This is a genomic window from Flavobacterium sp. (assembly GCF_965284515.1).
Taxonomy (GTDB): domain Bacteria; phylum Bacteroidota; class Bacteroidia; order Flavobacteriales; family Flavobacteriaceae; genus Flavobacterium.
Map to the genome: position 1 here is coordinate 2,335,664 of NZ_OZ260089.1, position 19,536 is coordinate 2,355,199.

The 19,536-nt window shown below is 34.7% G+C and carries 17 protein-coding genes, 2 tRNA genes and 3 rRNA genes; 14 read left to right on the forward strand and 8 right to left on the reverse strand.

The features are described 5' to 3' along the window. Positions 1-18 precede the first annotated feature (18 nt). The gene (locus ACQ65T_RS10900; protein ID WP_430401112.1) at positions 19-1,323 is read right to left on the reverse strand and encodes an NAD(P)/FAD-dependent oxidoreductase; all 1,305 of its coding nucleotides are present in this window, start codon (positions 1,321-1,323) and stop codon (positions 19-21) included. A gap of 234 nt (positions 1,324-1,557) precedes the next feature. On the opposite strand from ACQ65T_RS10900, the gene ACQ65T_RS10905 reads away from it, so the two are divergent. After that, entirely contained in the window at positions 1,558-2,052 is a 495-nt protein-coding gene (locus tag ACQ65T_RS10905) for an RNA polymerase sigma factor (RefSeq protein ID WP_264559245.1), read from the forward strand. Positions 2,053-2,057: 5 nt separating this feature from the next. After that, positions 2,058-2,699, forward strand: a complete 642-nt coding sequence (locus ACQ65T_RS10910; RefSeq protein ID WP_430401364.1) for a hypothetical protein — start codon at positions 2,058-2,060, stop codon at positions 2,697-2,699. Between the two features lie 32 nt (positions 2,700-2,731). On the opposite strand, the gene ACQ65T_RS10915 is transcribed toward ACQ65T_RS10910, so the two are convergent. Next, a complete protein-coding gene (locus tag ACQ65T_RS10915; RefSeq protein ID WP_430401113.1) occupies positions 2,732-3,535 on the reverse strand; it encodes a lysophospholipid acyltransferase family protein in 804 nt (267 codons plus the stop codon). 104 nt (positions 3,536-3,639) lie between these two features. Further along, positions 3,640-4,284: an NUDIX hydrolase gene (locus tag ACQ65T_RS10920; RefSeq protein ID WP_430401114.1), complete on the reverse strand. Its 645-nt coding sequence runs from the start codon at positions 4,282-4,284 to the stop codon at positions 3,640-3,642. Positions 4,285-4,353: 69 nt separating this feature from the next. Here ACQ65T_RS10920 and ACQ65T_RS10925 point away from each other — a divergent pair, with 69 nt between their 5' ends. From ACQ65T_RS10925 to ACQ65T_RS10955, 7 genes are all read left to right on the forward strand, one after another. Beyond that, entirely contained in the window at positions 4,354-4,797 is a 444-nt protein-coding gene (locus ACQ65T_RS10925) for a DUF4268 domain-containing protein (protein ID WP_430401115.1), read from the forward strand. Positions 4,798-4,874: 77 nt separating this feature from the next. Continuing rightward, positions 4,875-5,342, forward strand: a complete 468-nt coding sequence (gene msrB, locus ACQ65T_RS10930; protein WP_430401116.1) for a peptide-methionine (R)-S-oxide reductase MsrB — start codon at positions 4,875-4,877, stop codon at positions 5,340-5,342. 4 nt (positions 5,343-5,346) lie between these two features. Next, positions 5,347-5,730: a DoxX family protein gene (locus ACQ65T_RS10935; protein WP_430401117.1), complete on the forward strand. Its 384-nt coding sequence runs from the start codon at positions 5,347-5,349 to the stop codon at positions 5,728-5,730. A 4-nt stretch (positions 5,731-5,734) separates the two neighbouring features. After that, positions 5,735-6,223: a DinB family protein gene (locus tag ACQ65T_RS10940; protein ID WP_430401118.1), complete on the forward strand. Its 489-nt coding sequence runs from the start codon at positions 5,735-5,737 to the stop codon at positions 6,221-6,223. Further along, complete coding sequence (locus tag ACQ65T_RS10945; RefSeq protein WP_430401119.1) at positions 6,211-6,885, forward strand: NRDE family protein; 675 nt, start codon at positions 6,211-6,213, stop codon at positions 6,883-6,885. Before ACQ65T_RS10940 ends, ACQ65T_RS10945 begins: the two co-directional genes overlap by 13 nt. Next, the gene (locus ACQ65T_RS10950) at positions 6,882-7,925 is read left to right on the forward strand and encodes a D-alanine--D-alanine ligase (RefSeq protein ID WP_430401120.1); all 1,044 of its coding nucleotides are present in this window, start codon (positions 6,882-6,884) and stop codon (positions 7,923-7,925) included. The genes ACQ65T_RS10945 and ACQ65T_RS10950 overlap by 4 nt, the downstream gene beginning before the upstream one ends. Positions 7,926-8,163: 238 nt before the next feature. After that, a complete protein-coding gene (locus ACQ65T_RS10955) occupies positions 8,164-8,697 on the forward strand; it encodes a hypothetical protein (RefSeq protein WP_430401121.1) in 534 nt (177 codons plus the stop codon). Between the two features lie 413 nt (positions 8,698-9,110). Here ACQ65T_RS10955 and rrf read toward each other — a convergent pair. From rrf to ACQ65T_RS10980, 5 genes are all read right to left on the reverse strand, one after another. Continuing rightward, a 5S ribosomal RNA gene (rrf, locus tag ACQ65T_RS10960) occupies positions 9,111-9,220 on the reverse strand. Between the two features lie 137 nt (positions 9,221-9,357). Next, positions 9,358-12,238: ribosomal RNA gene (locus ACQ65T_RS10965) — 23S ribosomal RNA — on the reverse strand. 148 nt (positions 12,239-12,386) lie between these two features. Beyond that, positions 12,387-12,460: transfer RNA gene (locus ACQ65T_RS10970), tRNA-Ala, on the reverse strand. An 80-nt stretch (positions 12,461-12,540) separates the two neighbouring features. Further along, positions 12,541-12,614: transfer RNA gene (locus tag ACQ65T_RS10975), tRNA-Ile, on the reverse strand. An 86-nt stretch (positions 12,615-12,700) separates the two neighbouring features. Continuing rightward, positions 12,701-14,216, reverse strand: a 16S ribosomal RNA gene (locus ACQ65T_RS10980). Together the 16S, 23S and 5S rRNA genes with 2 tRNA genes alongside form the textbook arrangement of a ribosomal RNA operon. 897 nt (positions 14,217-15,113) lie before the next feature. Between ACQ65T_RS10980 and thrS the strand changes: the two genes are divergently transcribed. The 5 genes from thrS to rlmF all read left to right on the forward strand — a co-directional run bounded on the left by thrS (position 15,114) and on the right by rlmF (position 19,455). Continuing rightward, a complete protein-coding gene (gene thrS, locus ACQ65T_RS10985; RefSeq protein ID WP_430401122.1) occupies positions 15,114-17,054 on the forward strand; it encodes a threonine--tRNA ligase in 1,941 nt (646 codons plus the stop codon). 28 nt (positions 17,055-17,082) lie between these two features. Next, positions 17,083-17,634 (forward strand): translation initiation factor IF-3, encoded by a 552-nt coding sequence (gene infC / locus ACQ65T_RS10990; protein ID WP_264560634.1) that lies wholly within the window; start codon positions 17,083-17,085, stop codon positions 17,632-17,634. Positions 17,635-17,719: 85 nt separating this feature from the next. Next, on the forward strand, positions 17,720-17,917 hold the full coding sequence (gene rpmI, locus ACQ65T_RS10995) for a 50S ribosomal protein L35 (protein ID WP_430401123.1): 198 nt from the start codon (positions 17,720-17,722) through the stop codon (positions 17,915-17,917). A gap of 97 nt (positions 17,918-18,014) precedes the next feature. Beyond that, entirely contained in the window at positions 18,015-18,359 is a 345-nt protein-coding gene (rplT, locus tag ACQ65T_RS11000) for a 50S ribosomal protein L20 (protein WP_430401124.1), read from the forward strand. A gap of 130 nt (positions 18,360-18,489) precedes the next feature. Continuing rightward, on the forward strand, positions 18,490-19,455 hold the full coding sequence (gene rlmF, locus ACQ65T_RS11005; protein ID WP_430401125.1) for a 23S rRNA (adenine(1618)-N(6))-methyltransferase RlmF: 966 nt from the start codon (positions 18,490-18,492) through the stop codon (positions 19,453-19,455). The last annotated feature ends 81 nt before the right edge of the window (positions 19,456-19,536 follow it).

Genomic DNA, 19,536 nt, shown 5'->3' on the forward strand with positions numbered 1-19,536 from the left:
TAATTACTCTTCACTTCCTCAAATCTCATCACTAGTAAAACTGGTCAATTGTTTCTTTTTAAACGGACGAATAATTAAACGTGCTTCTCTATCGAAACGAATGTAATTGTACACCCAATTTAAAAACACAACCGCTTTATTTTTAAAACCAATTAAAGAGAACAAGTGAACAAACATCCAAACAAACCAAGCGAAAACGCCACTGAATTTATAGTTTTTTAAATCGACTACTGCTTTGTTTCTACCTATGGTTGCCATAGAACCTTTGTCTTTATACACAAAAGGTTTCATTGCTTTTTTATTAATAAGTCGCACTAAATTTTCTGCTAAATGGCGTCCTTGTTGCATCGCCGGTTGCGCCATCATAGGATGTCCTTGCGGATATTCCTCTGAACACATGGAAGCAATATCGCCAATGGCAAAAATATTCTCATAACTTTCTGCCTGATTGAATTCGTTTACTTTTATACGTTCGGCTCTTTCAACTAAACAAGAAGCATCTAATCCATTAACTAAAGCACCTTGCACTCCAGCTGTCCAAATCACCGTTGCACTATCGAAAGATAAATCGGAATTTGTAGAAACAATACGAGTATCATAACCTGTAACGCGAACATTTTTCCAAACACTAACTCCTAATTTTAGCAAAAACTCTTCTGCTTTTTCAGAAGCGTGTTCGCTCATTGTATTTAAAATTCTATCTCCACTTTGAATAAGGTTGATTTCCATTTTACGGACATCTAAATCGGGATAATCTTTTGGAAGAATGGCTTTTTTCATTTCGGCTAAAGCACCCGCAAGCTCTACTCCTGTTGGTCCGCCACCTACTAACACGAAATTCATTAAACTATGACGTTCATCTATATCGTTTGTCAACAAAGCTTGTTCGAAGTTTTCTAAAATAAGACTACGAATGTTTAACGATTGCGGAATGGTTTTCATAGCCATGCAATTACGTTCCATTTCTTTATTGCCAAAGAAGTTGGTTTTAGAACCAGTTGCCATCACCAAATAATCGTATTTAAGTTCGCCAATATCTGCAATAACTTTACAGTTTTTGGTGTCAATTTCACGGACTTCAGCTAATCGAAAATAAAAATTTTCAAATTCCTGTACTACTTTTCGAATAGGATATGCAATAGAATCGGGTTCTAAACCGCCAGTTGCCACTTGGTATAACAAAGGTTGGAAATTATGATAGTTGTGTTTGTCTAACAACACCACTTGTACCTTTTTATTTCTTAGCTTCTTTGCCAAAGCAATACCAGCAAAACCACCACCTATAATAACTATTCGAGGAAAACTTGAACGAGGAATATTCATTTGAAAATTTTAATAAATGTACTACAAATATACAAAGATTGTTTCGATAGAATTTATTTGTGAACTGAATTTATTATTTGATATTAACTTTCATTTCCTAGCCCAGATGGAAGTGGCATCCTTTTAAATTACTCTTTTTTGAGTAATTTAAAAGATATAACGGACAGCTGGAAATAGCTTCTGAAAATTATTAGTAATATTGTAACAACTTAAAGTGTTTAACTACATATAAGCATGAGTGAAGCTTCGGAAGAACAGTTTGTGAAACTTTTACAGGAAAACCAGAATATTGTCCACAAGATTTGTAGACTTTATACGCATGACCAAGACTCTCATAACGATTTGTTTCAGGAAATTACGATTCAGTTATGGAAAGCATATCCTAATTTTAGAGGTGATTCTAAATTCACTACTTGGGCGTATCGTGTAGGATTGAATACTGCAATTACTCTTTACAGAAAAAAGAAGAAAACAATTAATACTATTGAGTTTGACAATACTTTTCATAAAGTAAAACAAGAAGATTACAACTTTGAAGAAGAAGAACAAATTAAACTGTTATACAGTGCGATAGGCGAATTAAATGATATTGAAAAAGCATTGGTTTTTTTATACTTAGAAGAAAAAGATTATAGTGAAATCTCGGAAACATTAGGTATTACCGAAGTGAATGCTCGAGTGAAAATGAACAGATTGAAAGGGAAATTAAAAAAAATATTAAATCCGTAATGATGATGGATGAACTAGATATATTAAAAAAAGATTGGAAAAAGAAAGAGAATTCTTTTAACCAACTTACGGAGAAAGAAATTTATGGAATGTTGCATAAAAAATCCTCGTCTATTGTAAAATGGATTTTGGTGATAAGTATTCTTGAAATTGCTTTTTGGAGTATTTTAGGATTTTTTACAGCTGATGAGAATTATTTAAAGACGTTAGAGCAATATCATTTAAGAGATGTCATGCCAATCATTACCACTATTAACTATGCCGTTATACTTTTCTTTATTTACTTATTTTACAAAAATTATAAAACCATAAACACTACAGATACAGTAAAACAATTAATGCGTACTATATTAAAAACAAGAAAAACAGTACAGAATTATGTTTGGTATAATTTAATAATGACTTTTTTCTCTATGGTTCTTGTTGTTGTTTTTCAACTAAAATATGACCCTAATATTGAAAAAGTCTTTAACAATATGAGTACAACCATGGATTCTAACTTATTCTATTTAATGGTAACGTTCTTTTACATTATTGTAATTTTAGTTGTAATTGGATTCATATGGTTGTTCTACAGATTAATTTATGGAATATTAATGAAACGTTTAAATAATAATTATAAAGAATTAAAGAAAATAGATTTATAAAAAAATCCCGCAATAGCGGGATTTTTTTATATTTAATATTTCCATTTTCTTTCTTCGTTCAATTTTGCATGTTCTTCCAATTCTTCAACTGGAATAACCTTTAAAAATGAGGGATGTTGTTCAATTGCATATTCGACTTTTTCTACAATTTCTTCAATAGTATCATTTTCATAATCAAATTGTAAAGGTTCTTTAATTACAAATGATTGTAAGATTCCTTTTTTCTTAATTAACAAACCTTTTCTATCAAATGATCTTCTAAAACCATCAATCACAATTGGTACCACTATAGGTTTATGTTGTTTAATAATATGAGCAGTTCCTTTTCTAACTGGCTTAAAAGACCTTGTAGTTCCCTGTGGAAAAGTAATAACCCAACCGTCTTCTAGTGCTACTTTAATATTCTCTGTATCGTTTGGATTGACATCACGTTTAACATCTTTACCTTCTGCACGCCAAGTTCTTTCTACAGAAATTGCACCTGCATATGCTAAAATTTTAGGCAACAAACCAGAAGACATTGTTTCTTTTGCTGCAACATAATACATGTTCATTTTAGGCTGCCATAAATATCCAACGTTTTTAATATTATCTTCTCTACCTTTTAAACTCGCGTTTAAAACATGAAACATAGCAACTACATCTGCAAAATACGTTTGATGGTTTGAAATGAATAAAACATTAGTTTCAGGAAGGTTTCTTATAATTTCAGAACCTTCTATATGTAAACTGTTAAACCCACGATATCTTTTATGCGTTAATCCTCCAGCTATTCGGATTAACCATTTTTTTAAAAATAATATATGACCAAAAGGATTTCTCTTGAATAATCCCATAAATTTTTGTTTTTTTATTATAAAGCAAGACCACAAATGTAATAAATCAGTAGCTTTTTAACCTAATTAAGTGTAAAAAAAATAAAGATGAAGACTTTATAAAGTTAGGAATGAATAGCATTGATTATTGCTTCTTTCAACTCACTCATCATCATCGCAGTTGCACCCCAAACTACATATTTATCAACCATAAATGCAGGCACCTCAATATCAGTAGCATAGGAAGTTGTCATTTTAACTTTTGTAATTGTTTTTTCATCAATAAATTCAGAAAGCGGAAACTCTAAAACTCTTTTAACTTCATCTAAATCAGGGATAAACTGTAATTCTTGATGAGAAATTCCCATAAATGGGGAGACTAAAAAATTACTCGGCGGAATATAAATAGTGCTAAATGGTTTAATAAGTTGAATTTTATCAGGGTGAATACCAACTTCTTCGTGTGTTTCCCTTAAAGCAGTTTCAGATAAATCCTTGTCTTCTATTTCTACTTTTCCACCAGGAAAACCTATTTGGGAAGAATGAACTCCAGGATAAGTATTTCTAACAATTAAAGCTAAATGAGTCTCTTTATTTTTGGGATAAAACAACATTAATACAGCTGCTTTTCTTGGCTTTTTATGTTCATAATTCGTTTCTTTTAAAAAAGAAATTCGTTCCAATGGGGCCATTTTTGCGTGAGCATCTGCTGCTAGCAATTTTTCTTTTTCTATTTTTGGAATATATTTAATAAAATCAAGAAATAACATGCTGTTATATTTTTTTACAACTTCTAAATTAGTTGAAAAAAACGAAATAACACTAATATAAAACCTAAAATGTTTAGTAAGGAAGAAGCACAAAAGTTAAAAAAAGAATTTTGGACTGCATTTGCAGCTTCAAACTCAAGAAAATGGATATTATACAACACTAAGATTAAGGACTTTACTTTTAAGTTTTATGTAGACAATAAAAAAGCTCAAGTCTTATTAGATATAGAACCAAAAGACGATAAAAATCGTATAATATATTATGAGAAAGTAGAATCGTTAAAAGATTTATTACTTCAAGATTATTTACCTGATGCTATTTTTGAACGAGATTTTCATTTAAGCACAGGAAAAGTAATAAGTAGAATTTGGGTGGAAAAAACAGGTTTAAGTATGAATAACAAAAATCATTGGCCTGAAATTTTTGACTTCTTTTCGGAAAAAATGGAAGCATTTGAATATTTCTTTTTTGAACATGAAGAATACATTAAAAATTTAGAAATTAACACTTAAATCTCTTTTTGTAATTCAGCTAACATTTTATTTTCTCAATTAAAACTATATTTGATTTATAAATAAAAATTACGTCTATGAAAAAGTTAATTTTATTATTATTTGCAATTACATTTCAGTCTTGTCATTCACAAAATAAAGAAACTATGGAACCAAAAGTAAAAAAAACAGATGCTGAGTGGAAAGCACAACTTAGTGAAACAGAATATGAAGTTTTAAGAAAAAAAGGTACAGAGAGAGCATACACAGGTGAATATTGGGACCACTTTGAAAAAGGAACTTATGTATGTGCAGCTTGTGAGGCTCAACTTTTTGAATCGGATACTAAGTTCGAATCACATTGTGGTTGGCCTTCTTTTGACAAAGCAATTGAAGGAAGTGTAAAATACAATGAAGACATAAGTTTTGGAATGGTAAGAACCGAGGTTGTATGTGCAAATTGTGACGGACATTTAGGCCATATTTTTGATGACGGACCTAAAGAAACAACAGGGCAACGTTTTTGCACCAATTCGGTTTCTATTAAATTCATTCCTAAAAAATAAATTCATGAAAAAAGTACTTTTTTGGTTAATTCGAATTATTCCTGCAGTTATTATGTTGCAAACTTTAGCATATAAATTTACTGCAGCACCAGAAAGCGTTGCACTTTTTTCTGAATTAGGAGCTGAACCCTTTGGAAGAATAGCATCAGGAGTAATAGAATTAATTGCTTCAATACTTTTATTGATTCCTAACAAAAGTTTTTACGGAGCCATTTTAGGGTTTGTGACGATGATTGGCGCTGTTTTATCACATTTATTGATTATTGGAATTAACTTTAATAAAGATGGTGGAAAATTATTTACATTAGCAATTATAACTTTTATATGTTGTGCATTTGTGCTTTTTGAAGAAAGAAAGAAATTTAGTATTTTTAAAAAACCAAATTAACTATATGCTAATAGCTGAAATAAAAGCAAATTTCATTCAAATCATAAATCTCTTAAATCAATTATCTGATGAAGAGTATACATTTTGTAATAATGAATTAAGTAATGCAACAATAGGAGAACATACAAGGCACATTATTGAAATGTATCAATCGTTATTAAAATGTTATAATTTTGGAATTGTAAATTATGACAAAAGAGAACGCAATGTTGCTATTCAAACTGATAAAAATATTGCTATAAAAACAATAGATTCAATTTTAGAAAATATTGATTTAGAAAATATTGAAATGACATTAGAACAAGGTATTAATGAAATTACATTTCAAGTTAAAACGAATTATTATAGAGAATTACTTTATAATTTAGAACACAGCATTCACCATCAAGCATTGATAAAAGTAGCCGTTCTAAAAAATAAAAACATCCAACTTTGTCCAGAATTTGGTGTTGCAAAATCAACTATTGAATACAGAACACAATGTGCACAGTAAGTTTTGTTCCAACTCAAAATGGAATTTGTATTACTTCTAATCGTGATGAAAAAGTAAGTCGTAAAAAAGCCATTTCACCTCAAAAAACAACAATAAATAATAAAGAAATTACTTTTCCAAAAGATCCACAAGCTGGCGGAACGTGGTTTGCTCACGATGATAAAAACGTAATTGTTTTGCTCAATGGCGCAGAAGAAAAACATGTTTCAAAAGAAAATTATAGAAAAAGTAGAGGATTAATTGTTTTAGATTTAATCAGTTCTAAAAATCCATTAGTAGAATGGAATAAGATAGATTTAAACAACATAGAACCTTTTACAATTATTTTATTTAATGGTGAACAATTATTTCAATTGCAATGGAATGAAAATGAAAAATCAGCTTTAGAATTAGATGAATCACAAAATCACATTTGGTCTTCGTCTACATTATATTCAAAGGAAGTCAGACAAGAAAGAGCAAAATGGTTTTCAGAATTTCTAATTCAAAAAGAAAATAGAACTGTCGAAGATTTATTGCATTTCCACCAATTTACAGAAAACGAAAACACAAATTACGGATTGCAAATCAACCGAAATAACTTGCTTAAAACAGTAAGCATAACACAATGTGTTATAAATAAAACTATCGATTTAAAATATATAGATTTGTTAGAAATATGAAAAGAATAAAATTATTTCTACACAAAGTTACACATTGGGAATATTGGCCTTATCAAGTCGTTTATATTCCCGTTTATTTTCAATACCTTTATTATGTAGTGCGAACAAAGTCTTTTTTCTATTTCAATGCGTCTAATCCAAGCATAAGAAATGGAGGTTTTTTCATGGAATCTAAAAAGGAAATCTACGATCTAATTCCTCAAAAATATTATCCAACCACCTTATTAATTGAAAACAAAACAGCAATTGATAAAATAGAGCAATTAATACAAACCCATCAAATAACCTATCCACTCATTTGTAAACCAAATGTTGGACTGAGAGGAACAGCAGTAAAAAAAATCGATACTCTTGAAGAACTTACTAAATATGCTAATAAAGCCAATTTCGACTTTTTAGTTCAAAATTTAATTCCCTACCAAAACGAAATCGGGTTGTTTTACATCAAATTACCCAATGAGGAAAAAGGTAAAATAACTGGTATCGTTGCAAAAGAATTTCTAATTCTAACAGGAAACGGAAAAAACACCATTAAAGAGCTATTAGACAAAGATCCTCGTTACCAATTCCAACTCAAAACACTAAAAAAAGAGTACAAAGAAAAACTAAATACTGTTTTACAAGTAAACGAAACCATAAACCTCGTTCCTTATGGTAATCATTGCCGCGGCACAAAATTTATCGATGCAAGTAATTTAATAACTCCAAAACTAACCGATACCTTCAACACAATTTGCAACCAAATAGAAGGCTTCAATTACGGAAGAATGGACATTATGTTCAGTTCATACGATGAATTAGAAAACGGAATCAACTTTCAAATCGTTGAAATAAATGGCGCAATAAGCGAACCAACACACATCTACGATCCAAACCACAGCTTACTTCACGGCTGGAAAGAACTTACCAAACACTTTCATTATTTGTACCTTATAAGCAAACAAAACAAACAAAAAGGAGTTCCCTATCTTACCTTCAAACAAGGCGTAAAAGAATTTAAAAAACACAATCAGTATTACAATACCATTTTAGAATTTTAGGCTGTGCCCTCCATTACATTACGGTCGGGCTATACGCTATATCTTTTATTTCATTACCATTCCATAAAAGGATACCGCTGCTATCCCTCACAGAAAATAGTGCAAGACACAAAAAATTATTATAAATTAGCTTTTTTTGAACAAGAAATATAAATGAAGATTTGTTTACATTTAAAATCTAGTGAGTAACTTTTGAAAAACAAAATTAACAATTCTTTTATATAAAATATTAGTAGAAGTGAATTACAAAACAATCATAAAGGCAATTAGTTTAATAATCATTTTAAACTTTAGTTTATCTAGTTGTGGAAAAAAAGAAAAACTTTCAAATGAAGATAAAATCAAAATTTTAGCAGAAGTTTTTTCGGACAATACAAATTTGACATTATTTTTTAAAAAATGTATATTCATAAATATTCAAATAATAAAACCTCATTCTATGTTTTATAATGGAATAGATTATGATTCATATAATGAATATGTGTCAGATGTTTTGAAAATAGAAGATGCTAATTTTGTTGAGCAACAGATAAATGACAATAGAAATTTAAAAATTAATTTTTTAAGAAATTTTGACTTTAAATTTCAAAACTTAGAAGAAAATAAAACTAATGATAATTGTTACACAATGATTTCAAAACCTTTATTTAATAAAAGTGAAGATTGTTTCTATATTATTATTCAAGAAAATGGAAGTCAAAATCAATATTTATTTAAAAAAAATAGTGATAAATGGGTATTGGAAAAAAAATTTGGATTAGCAATTGAATAAAATATTAAAGACTTAATTAGGAAAAGTAACCGTTGATTCCAATGCTCCCGCGCGATTCCTTTCGCGTGGTAAATAATAATAAAAACATCTAAGGAATAACTATTAATAAGTTAAATAGTAAAGAAACATAGGCGAGCACTTAAAACGGTTCGCCTTTTTCAATCCAATAAAACAAATACTAAATCCAATTCTTAAATCATAAACAGCAAACCACAACACATTGAAAGCTTCTTAGAACGCAATATCTATTTCATTTGGTATAAGAAATAAATGTATTTCTTTGTCACCCTGACGCAAGGAAGGGTCACACCAGTAGCTAAACAGTATAAATTCAAGTAATTTAATGAGATTCTTCATTTTTAAAAAACCATATAAAACAAAAAACCCCGTTCGTTAGAACAGGGTTTTTAAAAGAAAGGCGGTGTCATACTCTCCCACAGGATTGCAGTACCATCTGCGCAAGCGGGCTTAACTTCTCTGTTCGGAATGGGAAGAGGTGAGCCCCGCTGCAATAACCACCTTAAAAGGTTAGTTGCTTTGGACAACTTTTCAACGTTACTTATCATAAATAAGTATCAATTGAACAATATCTTAACATACTGAGACAAGAAAATCATTTTTTTATAGAAAGTTTCTCCCCCCGCCGAAGCGGGGGAAAATGTACATAAGCTTACGGGTTATTAGTACTACTTGACTATGACATTACTGCCTTTACATCTATAGCCTATCAACCTAGTCATCTTCTAGGACCCTTAAAAGAAATCTCATCTTGTGGTGGGTTTCGCGCTTATATGCTTTCAGCGCTTATCCCTTCCAAACGTAGCTACTCTGCAGTGCTCCTGGCGGAACAACAGATACACCAGCGGTTTGTCCAATTCGGTCCTCTCGTACTAGAATCAGATCCACTCAAATTTCTTGCGCCCACAGTAGATAGAGACCGAACTGTCTCACGACGTTCTGAACCCAGCTCGCGTGCCACTTTAATGGGCGAACAGCCCAACCCTTGGGACCTTCTCCAGCCCCAGGATGTGACGAGCCGACATCGAGGTGCCAAACCCCCCCGTCGATATGAGCTCTTGGGGGAGATCAGCCTGTTATCCCCGGCGTACCTTTTATCCTTTGAGCGATGGCCCTTCCATGCGGAACCACCGGATCACTATGCTCTACTTTCGTACCTGATCGACCTGTATGTCTCTCAGTCAAGCTCCCTTATACCATTGCACTCTACGCACGGTTACCAAGCGTGCTGAGGGAACCTTTAGAAGCCTCCGTTACTCTTTTGGAGGCGACCACCCCAGTCAAACTACCCACCAAGCAATGTCCTCTCTGAAGAGAGTTAGGCCCTAGATAAGCAAAGGGTTGTATTTCAACAATGACTCCACAACGCCTAGCGACGCCACTTCACAGTCTCCAACCTATCCTACACATCACTTATCCAAGGTCAATACTAAGCTATAGTAAAGGTGCACAGGGTCTTTTCGTCCCACTGCGGGTAAGCGGCATCTTCACCGCTACTACAATTTCACCGAGCTCATGGCTGAGACAGTATCCAGATCGTTACACCATTCGTGCAGGTCGGAACTTACCCGACAAGGAATTTCGCTACCTTAGGACCGTTATAGTTACGGCCGCCGTTTACTTGGGCTTCATTTCAATGCTTCTCCGAAGATAACATCTCCACTTAACCTTCAAGCACCGGGCAGGTGTCAGGCCCTATACTTCATCTTACGATTTTGCAGAGCCCTGTGTTTTTGATAAACAGTCGCCTGGATCTTTTCACTGCGGCCACGCAAAGCGTGGCGACCCTTCTCCCGAAGTTACGGGTCTATTTTGCCTAATTCCTTAGCCATGAATCTCTCGAGCACCTTAGGATTCTCTCCCCAACTACCTGTGTCGGTTTACGGTACTGGTACTTATAATCTAAGTTTAGAAACTTTTCTTGGAAGCCCTTAGGCACACTATCCCTTTGTCCGAAGACTCCGAGTACTATCGATCTTTGCCAGAATCTGCGGATTTGCCTACAGTCTCTATAGCTACAATCTTCAACGAACTATTCCGTCAGTTCGCGGTGCTTTCATCACTCCGTCATTCCATCACAATTATAAGTAGTACGGGAATATTAACCCGTTGGCCATCCACTACCCCTTTCGGGTTCGCGTTAGGACCAGACTAACCCACAGCTGATTAGCATAGCTGTGGAAACCTTAGTTTTTCGGTGTGCGGGTTTCTCGCCCGCATTATCGTTACTTATGCCTACATTTTCTTTTCTAAACAGTCCAGCATGACTCGCATCACACCTTCGACCCAGTTTAGAATGCTCCCCTACCACTTGTAATAAATTACAAATCCATAGCTTCGGTAATATGTTTATGCCCGATTATTATCCATGCTCGTCCGCTCGACTAGTGAGCTGTTACGCACTCTTTAAATGAATGGCTGCTTCCAAGCCAACATCCTAGCTGTCTAAGCAGACAAACCTCGTTATTTCAACTTAACATATATTTGGGGACCTTAGCTGATGGTCTGGGTTCTTTCCCTCTCGGACATGGACCTTAGCACCCATGCCCTCACTGATGAGGACCATTATATAGCATTCGGAGTTTGTCAGGAATTGGTAGGTGGTGAAACCCCCGCATCCAATCAGTAGCTCTACCTCTATATAACTATATTTCATCGCTGCACCTAAATGCATTTCGGGGAGTACGAGCTATTTCCGAGTTTGATTGGCCTTTCACCCCTACCCACAGGTCATCCCAAGACTTTTCAACGTCAACGGGTTCGGTCCTCCACTTTGGGTTAACAAAGCTTCAACCTGCCCATGGGTAGATCACACGGTTTCGCGTCTAACACTACTGACTAAAGCGCCCTATTCAGACTCGCTTTCGCTACGGATCCATGGCTTAACCACTTATCCTTGCCAGCAACGTTAACTCGTAGGCTCATTATGCAAAAGGCACGCCGTCACCCCACTAAAGGGCTCCGACCGCTTGTAAGCGTATGGTTTCAGGATCTATTTCACTCCGTTATTCACGGTTCTTTTCACCTTTCCCTCACGGTACTGGTTCACTATCGGTCTCTCAGGAGTATTTAGCCTTAGCGGATGGTCCCGCCAGATTCATACAGGGTTTCACGTGCCCCGCACTACTCAGGATACCACTATTCATATCTTCTCTTACCTATACGGGACTATCACCCTCTATGGTTAACCTTTCCAGGTTATTCTAATTCAATCCGCATGAAATGTCGTGGTCCTACAACCCCAATATTGCCGTAACAACATTGGTTTGGGCTAATCCGCGTTCGCTCGCCACTACTTACGGAATCACTTTTGTTTTCTTCTCCTCCGCCTACTTAGATGTTTCAGTTCAGCGGGTTTACTCTCCTATCGGAGTGACATGTCTTCAACATGCCGGGTTGCCCCATTCGGATATCTACGGATCAATTCGTGTGTGCCGATCCCCGTAGCTTTTCGCAGCTTATCACGTCCTTCATCGCCTCTGAGAGCCTAGGCATTCCCCATACGCCCTTATTTTGCTTATTGTACTTGTTTTATTAAATATCCTACTTACGTAGAATACCCAAAAATTTGTGCTTTCTATATATTTAATATATTTTCTTTTCTCAATATGTCAATGAACTTGTGGCGCGTCGCCACTGACAATAATGCCAGTTTTAACGTATAGCCGTTGTGGAGAATATCGGAGTCGAACCGATGACCTCTTGCGTGCAAGGCAAGCGCTCTAGCCAGCTGAGCTAATCCCCCAATTTTAAATCCAGAATTATGAATTCAGAATTATGAATTGTGAATCCCAACTTCTAGAATTTCCTTATAAGTTAAAAAAGTAGTCCCGGGCAGACTCGAACTGCCGACCCCTACATTATCAGTGTAGTACTCTAACCAGCTGAGCTACGAGACTCTGTTTTTACTTATATTGTATTATTTGAACTAACAGCGAGAGTAATTCTTAATCTAATCAAGAACCTATACTTTATCTTTCTCTAGAAAGGAGGTGTTCCAGCCGCACCTTCCGGTACGGCTACCTTGTTACGACTTAGCCCTAGTTACCAGTTTTACCCTAGGCAGCTCCTTACGGTCACCGACTTCAGGTACCCCCAGCTTCCATGGCTTGACGGGCGGTGTGTACAAGGCCCGGGAACGTATTCACCGGATCATGGCTGATATCCGATTACTAGCGATTCCAGCTTCACGAAGTCGAGTTGCAGACTTCGATCCGAACTGAGAACGGTTTTGAAGATTCGCATCTGGTCACCCAGTAGCTGCTCTCTGTACCGTCCATTGTAGCACGTGTGTGGCCCAAGGCGTAAGGGCCGTGATGATTTGACGTCATCCCCACCTTCCTCACAGTTTACACTGGCAGTCTCGTTAGAGTTCCCGACATGACTCGCTGGCAACTAACGACAGGGGTTGCGCTCGTTATAGGACTTAACCTGACACCTCACGGCACGAGCTGACGACAACCATGCAGCACCTTGAAAAACGTCCGAAGAAAAATCTGTTTCCAAATCTGTCGTTTCCCATTTAAGCCTTGGTAAGGTTCCTCGCGTATCATCGAATTAAACCACATGCTCCACCGCTTGTGCGGGCCCCCGTCAATTCCTTTGAGTTTCAAACTTGCGTTCGTACTCCCCAGGTGGGATACTTATCACTTTCGCTTAGCCACTCAGATTGCTCCGAACAGCTAGTATCCATCGTTTACGGCGTGGACTACCAGGGTATCTAATCCTGTTCGCTACCCACGCTTTCGTCCATCAGCGTCAATGTATTAGTAGTAACCTGCCTTCGCAATTGGTATTCCATGTAATATCTAAGCATTTCACCGCTACACTACATATTCTAGTTACTTCCTAATAATTCAAGCCCTACAGTATCAATGGCAGTTTCCTAGTTGAGCTAGGAGATTTCACCACTGACTTATAAGGCCGCCTACGGACCCTTTAAACCCAATGATTCCGGATAACGCTTGGATCCTCCGTATTACCGCGGCTGCTGGCACGGAGTTAGCCGATCCTTATTCTTACAGTACCGTCAAGCCTCTACACGTAGAGGTGTTTCTTCCTGTATAAAAGCAGTTTACAATCCATAGGACCGTCTTCCTGCACGCGGCATGGCTGGATCAGGCTTGCGCCCATTGTCCAATATTCCTCACTGCTGCCTCCCGTAGGAGTCTGGTCCGTGTCTCAGTACCAGTGTGGGGGATCTCCCTCTCAGGACCCCTACCCATCATAGTCTTGGTAAGCCGTTACCTTACCAACTAACTAATGGGACGCATGCTCATCTTGTACCGTTGGAACTTTAATTATCAAATGATGCCACTCAATAATACTATGAGGTATTAATCCAAATTTCTCTGGGCTATCCCTCTGTACAAGGTAGATTGCATACGCGTTACGCACCCGTGCGCCGGTCTCATAAGTGCAAGCACTTACTACCCCTCGACTTGCATGTGTTAGGCCTGCCGCTAGCGTTCATCCTGAGCCAGGATCAAACTCTTCATCGTAGTGTTTTTAATATTGTACGATAAAGGCTAGGTTTATTTCTTAATCTCTTAAGTCTTACTCTCTTAATTTTTACAATCTAAATCCGAAGATCTAAATCGTGCTGTCAATCCAATATGTCTATGAACGTGTCATTCTTTTTAATGTCGCTTGTTTCTCAAAGCGGGTGCAAAAGTACAACTTCTTTTTAATCTCGCAAGTGTTTTTGAAAAAAAATTAAAAATTTTTTACTCCTTTTTTACTCACTCAATAATTTTTAGAACGTTGCGCTAATTGCGGGCTGCAAAGGTAATTCGTTTTTTGATTCTGGCAAACTTTTTTGAAAAAAAATTTTTCCTTTTTTACCAGTCAATAACTTTACGTTATCTTTTCAATAAATGTTATGAACTTGCCTTTGAATGCGGGTGCAAAAGTAGCACCTTTTTCTAATCCCACAAGTCTTTTATACTCTTTTTTTTAAACTATTTTTCTTTCCTTTGATTACAAGAGACTTACAATTCAAAAAAAAAACAATCGCAAATTTTAAATTCAAAAAGCAATCGCAAGTTTAAAGTACAATTTCAAGTATAAAGCACAAGTATCAAATGTAAGTACAAGTAGTAAATTTGAGTTTCAAGCAAAAGAAATCAACTGCAAGAGCTAAAAAAACACTCTTTATAGTTTAATATATAGTAAACAAAGAACAAATTTATGAACGAAGCTACACCACCCTAGCCCCGATTGAAGCGGCATCCTGTTATTGCAATGAATCAGATGGCTTCGTTCCTCGCAATGACAGATACAACGGAAAGCGGGAAATGGCTCCAAGAAAAAATAAAAACATATTAAAAATGTACCTAGATATATATTGTATGTAATTAGTCAATAGCGTATATTTGCATTTCATTAAAAATTTAAAAATGATAAAGATTACTTTACCGGATGGTTCGGTTAAGGAGTTTGCGCAAGGTACGGCTCCAATGGATGTTGCTTTAAGTATAAGCGAAGGATTGGCTAGAAATGTAATTTCGGCTTCTTTTAATGGTACAACAGTTGAAACAACAACAGCCTTAACCACCGATGGTTCTCTAATTTTATATACTTGGAATAACGACGAAGGTAAAAAAGCTTTTTGGCACTCTACATCACATGTTATGGCACAAGTAATTGAAGAATTCTATCCTGGTTGTAAATTAACGATTGGACCTGCTATTGATAATGGTTTTTATTATGATGTCGATTTTGGAGATGAAAAGCTAACTGATGCTGACTTTAAAAGAGTAGAAGATAGAGTTTTAGAGATTTCTAGAGAGAAACATGAATTTAAAATGCGTTCTGCAACAAAGGCAGAAGCTTTAGAACTATATAAGGATAATGAATTTAAAACAGAATTAATCACAAATTTAGAAGACGGAACAATTACTTTTTGTGATCATTCTACTTTTACTGATTTATGTCGTGGTGGACATATTCCTAACACAGGAATAATTAAAGCTATGAAAATACTTTCTGTTGCTGGAGCATATTGGAGAGGAAATGAAAAAAACAAACAGTTAACTCGTGTTTATGGAATCTCTTTTCCAAAACAAAAAGACTTAACAGAATACCTTCAATTATTAGAAGAAGCAAAAAAGCGTGACCATAGAAAACTGGGTAAAGAATTGGATTTATTCCATTTTTCACAACGAGTTGGACAAGGGCTACCTTTATGGTTACCTAAAGGAGCGGCATTACGTGATAGATTAGAGCAGTTTTTAAAGAAGGCACAAAAGAAAGCAGGATATGAGCAAGTTGTAACTCCACATATTGGACAAAAAGAACTTTATGTTACTTCTGGTCATTACGCCAAGTATGGAGCAGATAGTTTCCAACCTATAAATACACCCGCAGAAGGAGAAGAGTTTTTATTAAAACCAATGAATTGTCCTCACCATTGTGAGATATACAATGCTAGACCTTGGTCGTATAAAGATTTACCGAAAAGATACGCTGAATTTGGTACAGTATACAGATATGAACAAAGTGGAGAATTACATGGTTTAACTCGTGTAAGAGGATTTACTCAAGATGATGCACATATATTTTGTACACCAGATCAATTAGACCAAGAGTTTAAGAATGTAATTGACTTGGTATTATATGTATTTGGCTCATTAGGATTTGAAAACTTTACGGCACAAGTATCTGTTAGAGATTTAGAAAATCCTTCTAAATATATAGGTAGCGTAGAAAACTGGGAAAAAGCAGAACAAGCAATTATTAACGCTGCAAAAGATAAAGGTCTAAATTATGTAATAGAAAGTGGTGAAGCTGCTTTTTATGGACCAAAATTAGACTTTATGGTAAAAGACGCTTTAGGAAGAAGTTGGCAACTTGGAACTATTCAGGTTGATTACAATTTACCAGAACGTTTTGAATTAAGTTATAAAGGAAGTGACAATGAACTACATCGTCCTGTAATGATACACAGAGCCCCTTTTGGATCTATGGAACGTTTTATTGCAATTTTACTAGAGCATACTGCAGGAAATTTCCCACTTTGGCTGATGCCAGAGCAAGCGGTAATCCTTACTTTGAGCGATAAATATGAAAATTATGCGAAAAAAGTTTTAGAATTGCTAGAAAATCACGAAATTCGCGCCCAATTGGACAACAGAAGTGAGACTATTGGTAAAAAGATTAGAGACGCTGAAGTTCAAAAAGTTCCCTACATGATAATTGTTGGTGAAGAAGAAGAGAAAAACGGTACAATTTCTGTAAGAAAACATGGTGATGATGGAAAATCTAACCAAACAATAACAATTGAAGCATTTGCTGCACTGGTAGATGAAGAAATTAAGAAGACATTAAAATCATTCTAAGTTTAACTAAAAAATAAGAGTCATAGCAATTAGAAACAACAGAGGGTATAAACCTCGCGAAGAGAAAAAAGCAGCGCACAGAATTAATAATTTAATTCGTGTTCCTGAAGTACGTTTAGTAGGTGAAAATATTGAACCTGGGATTTTTAAAATTCAGGATGCATTACGTTTGGCTGCAGAGCAAGAAGTAGATTTAGTGGAAATCTCTCCAAATGCTGAACCACCAGTTTGTAAATTAATGGACTATGGGAAATTCCTTTACGAACAAAAGAAACGTGAAAAAATGCTTAAAGCAAAATCTTCACAAGTTGTAATTAAAGAGATCCGTTTTGGACCTCAAACTGATGAGCATGATTATGAATTTAAAAAGAAAAATGCTATTAAGTTTTTACAAGATGGAGCGAAATTAAAAGCATTTGTATTTTTTAAAGGACGTTCAATTATTTATAAAGAGCAGGGTCAAATTTTATTATTGCGTTTAGCAACTGAACTTGAAGAATACGGTAAAGTTGAACAAATGCCAGTTTTAGAAGGAAAGCGTATGATTATGTACCTAGCTTCTAAGAAAAAAGCTAAATAAAAATGCTTCGGCATTAAAAATATATTGAGCTTACATTGTAAGCTCGTAAAGACAATAAGTAAGATAATTCAAATACAGGAAGAAAATGCCTAAAATGAAAACAAAATCTAGTGCTAAGAAACGATTCAAAGTTACTGGTTCTGGAAAGATCAAAAGAAAACACGCTTTTAAAAGTCACATTTTGACAAAAAAATCTAAAAAGCGTAAGTTAGCTTTAACTCACTCTGCATTGGTTCACAAAACAGATGAGAAAAGCATTAAACAACAATTAAGATTAATCTAAATCGTTGTTTGGTTAAAATCAATTTATAACCCTGGAGTGGGCTTAATTAAGTTTCTAAAATAATTTAGAACGCCTTACTACAAAAAACATTAAAATTATGCCAAGAGCAACCAATTCAGTAGCTACAAGAGCTAGAAGAAAAAAAATAATGAAACAAGCCAAAGGTTTCTTTGGTAGACGTAAAAACGTTTGGACAGTAGCTAAAAACGCGGTAGAAAAAGCAATGTGCTATGCATACCGTGATAGAAAGCAGAAAAAGAGAAATTTCCGTGCTTTATGGATTATGCGTATTAACGCTGGTGCAAGAATGCATGGAATGAGTTATTCTCAATTTATGGGAAAAATCAAAGCTAACAATATCGAATTGAACCGTAAAGTTCTTGCAGATTTAGCGATGAATCACTCAGAAGCTTTCACAGCTATTGTAAACAAAATTAAATAAACGTTTTATAAACTATAGTTATCTTACTTATTATAGAAAGTCCCAATCGAAAGATTGGGATTTTTTATTTAAATATATTAAAGCACGTATTTTAGATGTAACTTTGCATTCTATTTTAAAACATTTTATTTTGAGTACAGAAAATAACAAAACTTCAATTGAAAAGAAAAATTTACATCCAAGAAACAAGCACATTTTTGGATATGATTTTACAGCATTAATTAAAACCAATCCATTTTTAGAAAAGTTTGTTTCTAAAAATAAATTTGGAAATGAAAGTATCGATTTTTCAAATCCTTTAGCTGTAAAGACGTTGAATAAAAGTTTGTTATTACATCATTATAATATAAACTATTGGGATATTCCTAAAACTAACCTTTGTCCGCCTATTCCAGGCAGAGCAGATTATATTCATTATATAGCTGATTTATTAAGTCTTTCAAATAGAGATATAATTCCTATGGGTGAAGATGTAAGAGGACTAGACATTGGTGTAGGTGCTAATTGTATTTATCCTATTATTGGACATCAAGAATACGGTTGGGAATTTGTAGGAACTGAAGTGGACAAAGAATGTTTTAATATTGCACAGAAAATTTTAGATGAAAATACAAACTTAGTTGAAGCTGTTAAACTAAGATTACAATCCAATAAAAGACAAATTTTTAAAGAAATTGTAGAGCAAGGTGAAAAGTTTGATTTTGTAATTTGCAATCCACCTTTTCATTCTTCAAGAGAAGAAGCTTCAAAAGGTTCAATGCGTAAACTAAGAAATATTGGCAAACAAAAAAGCGGCAAACCAGTTTTAAATTTTGGAGGTCAAAATAATGAACTATGGTGCGAAGGTGGCGAATTGGCTTTTATAACAAATATGATTTATGAAAGTGCTCATTTTAAAACACAAAGTTTGTGGTTTACTGTTTTAGTTTCTAAGAAAGAAAACTTAAAACATTTTTATAACCATTTAAAAAAGGTAAAAGCGTTTGATGTAAAAACGATTGAAATGGAACAAGGAAATAAAGTGAGCCGTTTTATTGCTTGGACATTCTTAGATGAAAACCAACAGAAAAACTGGAGAAAAACAAGTAAAGATTAATCTTTTAAGAGCGACTGTTTTTGTATAAAATATCTTTTATTAAAAACTGACAGCCATATAAATTGCTTTTTACAATTATAG

Coding starts and splice junctions, on each gene's coding strand:
- ACQ65T_RS10900 (WP_430401112.1), bottom strand. CDS start 1,323: ATGAATATTCCTCGTTCAAGTTTTCCTCGAATAGTTATTATAGGTGGT.
- ACQ65T_RS10905 (WP_264559245.1), top strand. CDS start 1,558: ATGAGTGAAGCTTCGGAAGAACAGTTTGTGAAACTTTTACAGGAAAAC.
- ACQ65T_RS10910 (WP_430401364.1), top strand. CDS start 2,058: ATGGATGAACTAGATATATTAAAAAAAGATTGGAAAAAGAAAGAGAAT.
- ACQ65T_RS10915 (WP_430401113.1), bottom strand. CDS start 3,535: ATGGGATTATTCAAGAGAAATCCTTTTGGTCATATATTATTTTTAAAA.
- ACQ65T_RS10920 (WP_430401114.1), bottom strand. CDS start 4,284: ATGTTATTTCTTGATTTTATTAAATATATTCCAAAAATAGAAAAAGAA.
- ACQ65T_RS10925 (WP_430401115.1), top strand. CDS start 4,354: ATGTTTAGTAAGGAAGAAGCACAAAAGTTAAAAAAAGAATTTTGGACT.
- msrB (WP_430401116.1), top strand. CDS start 4,875: ATGAAAAAGTTAATTTTATTATTATTTGCAATTACATTTCAGTCTTGT.
- ACQ65T_RS10935 (WP_430401117.1), top strand. CDS start 5,347: ATGAAAAAAGTACTTTTTTGGTTAATTCGAATTATTCCTGCAGTTATT.
- ACQ65T_RS10940 (WP_430401118.1), top strand. CDS start 5,735: ATGCTAATAGCTGAAATAAAAGCAAATTTCATTCAAATCATAAATCTC.
- ACQ65T_RS10945 (WP_430401119.1), top strand. CDS start 6,211: ATGTGCACAGTAAGTTTTGTTCCAACTCAAAATGGAATTTGTATTACT.
- ACQ65T_RS10950 (WP_430401120.1), top strand. CDS start 6,882: ATGAAAAGAATAAAATTATTTCTACACAAAGTTACACATTGGGAATAT.
- thrS (WP_430401122.1), top strand. CDS start 15,114: ATGATAAAGATTACTTTACCGGATGGTTCGGTTAAGGAGTTTGCGCAA.
- rpmI (WP_430401123.1), top strand. CDS start 17,720: ATGCCTAAAATGAAAACAAAATCTAGTGCTAAGAAACGATTCAAAGTT.
- rplT (WP_430401124.1), top strand. CDS start 18,015: ATGCCAAGAGCAACCAATTCAGTAGCTACAAGAGCTAGAAGAAAAAAA.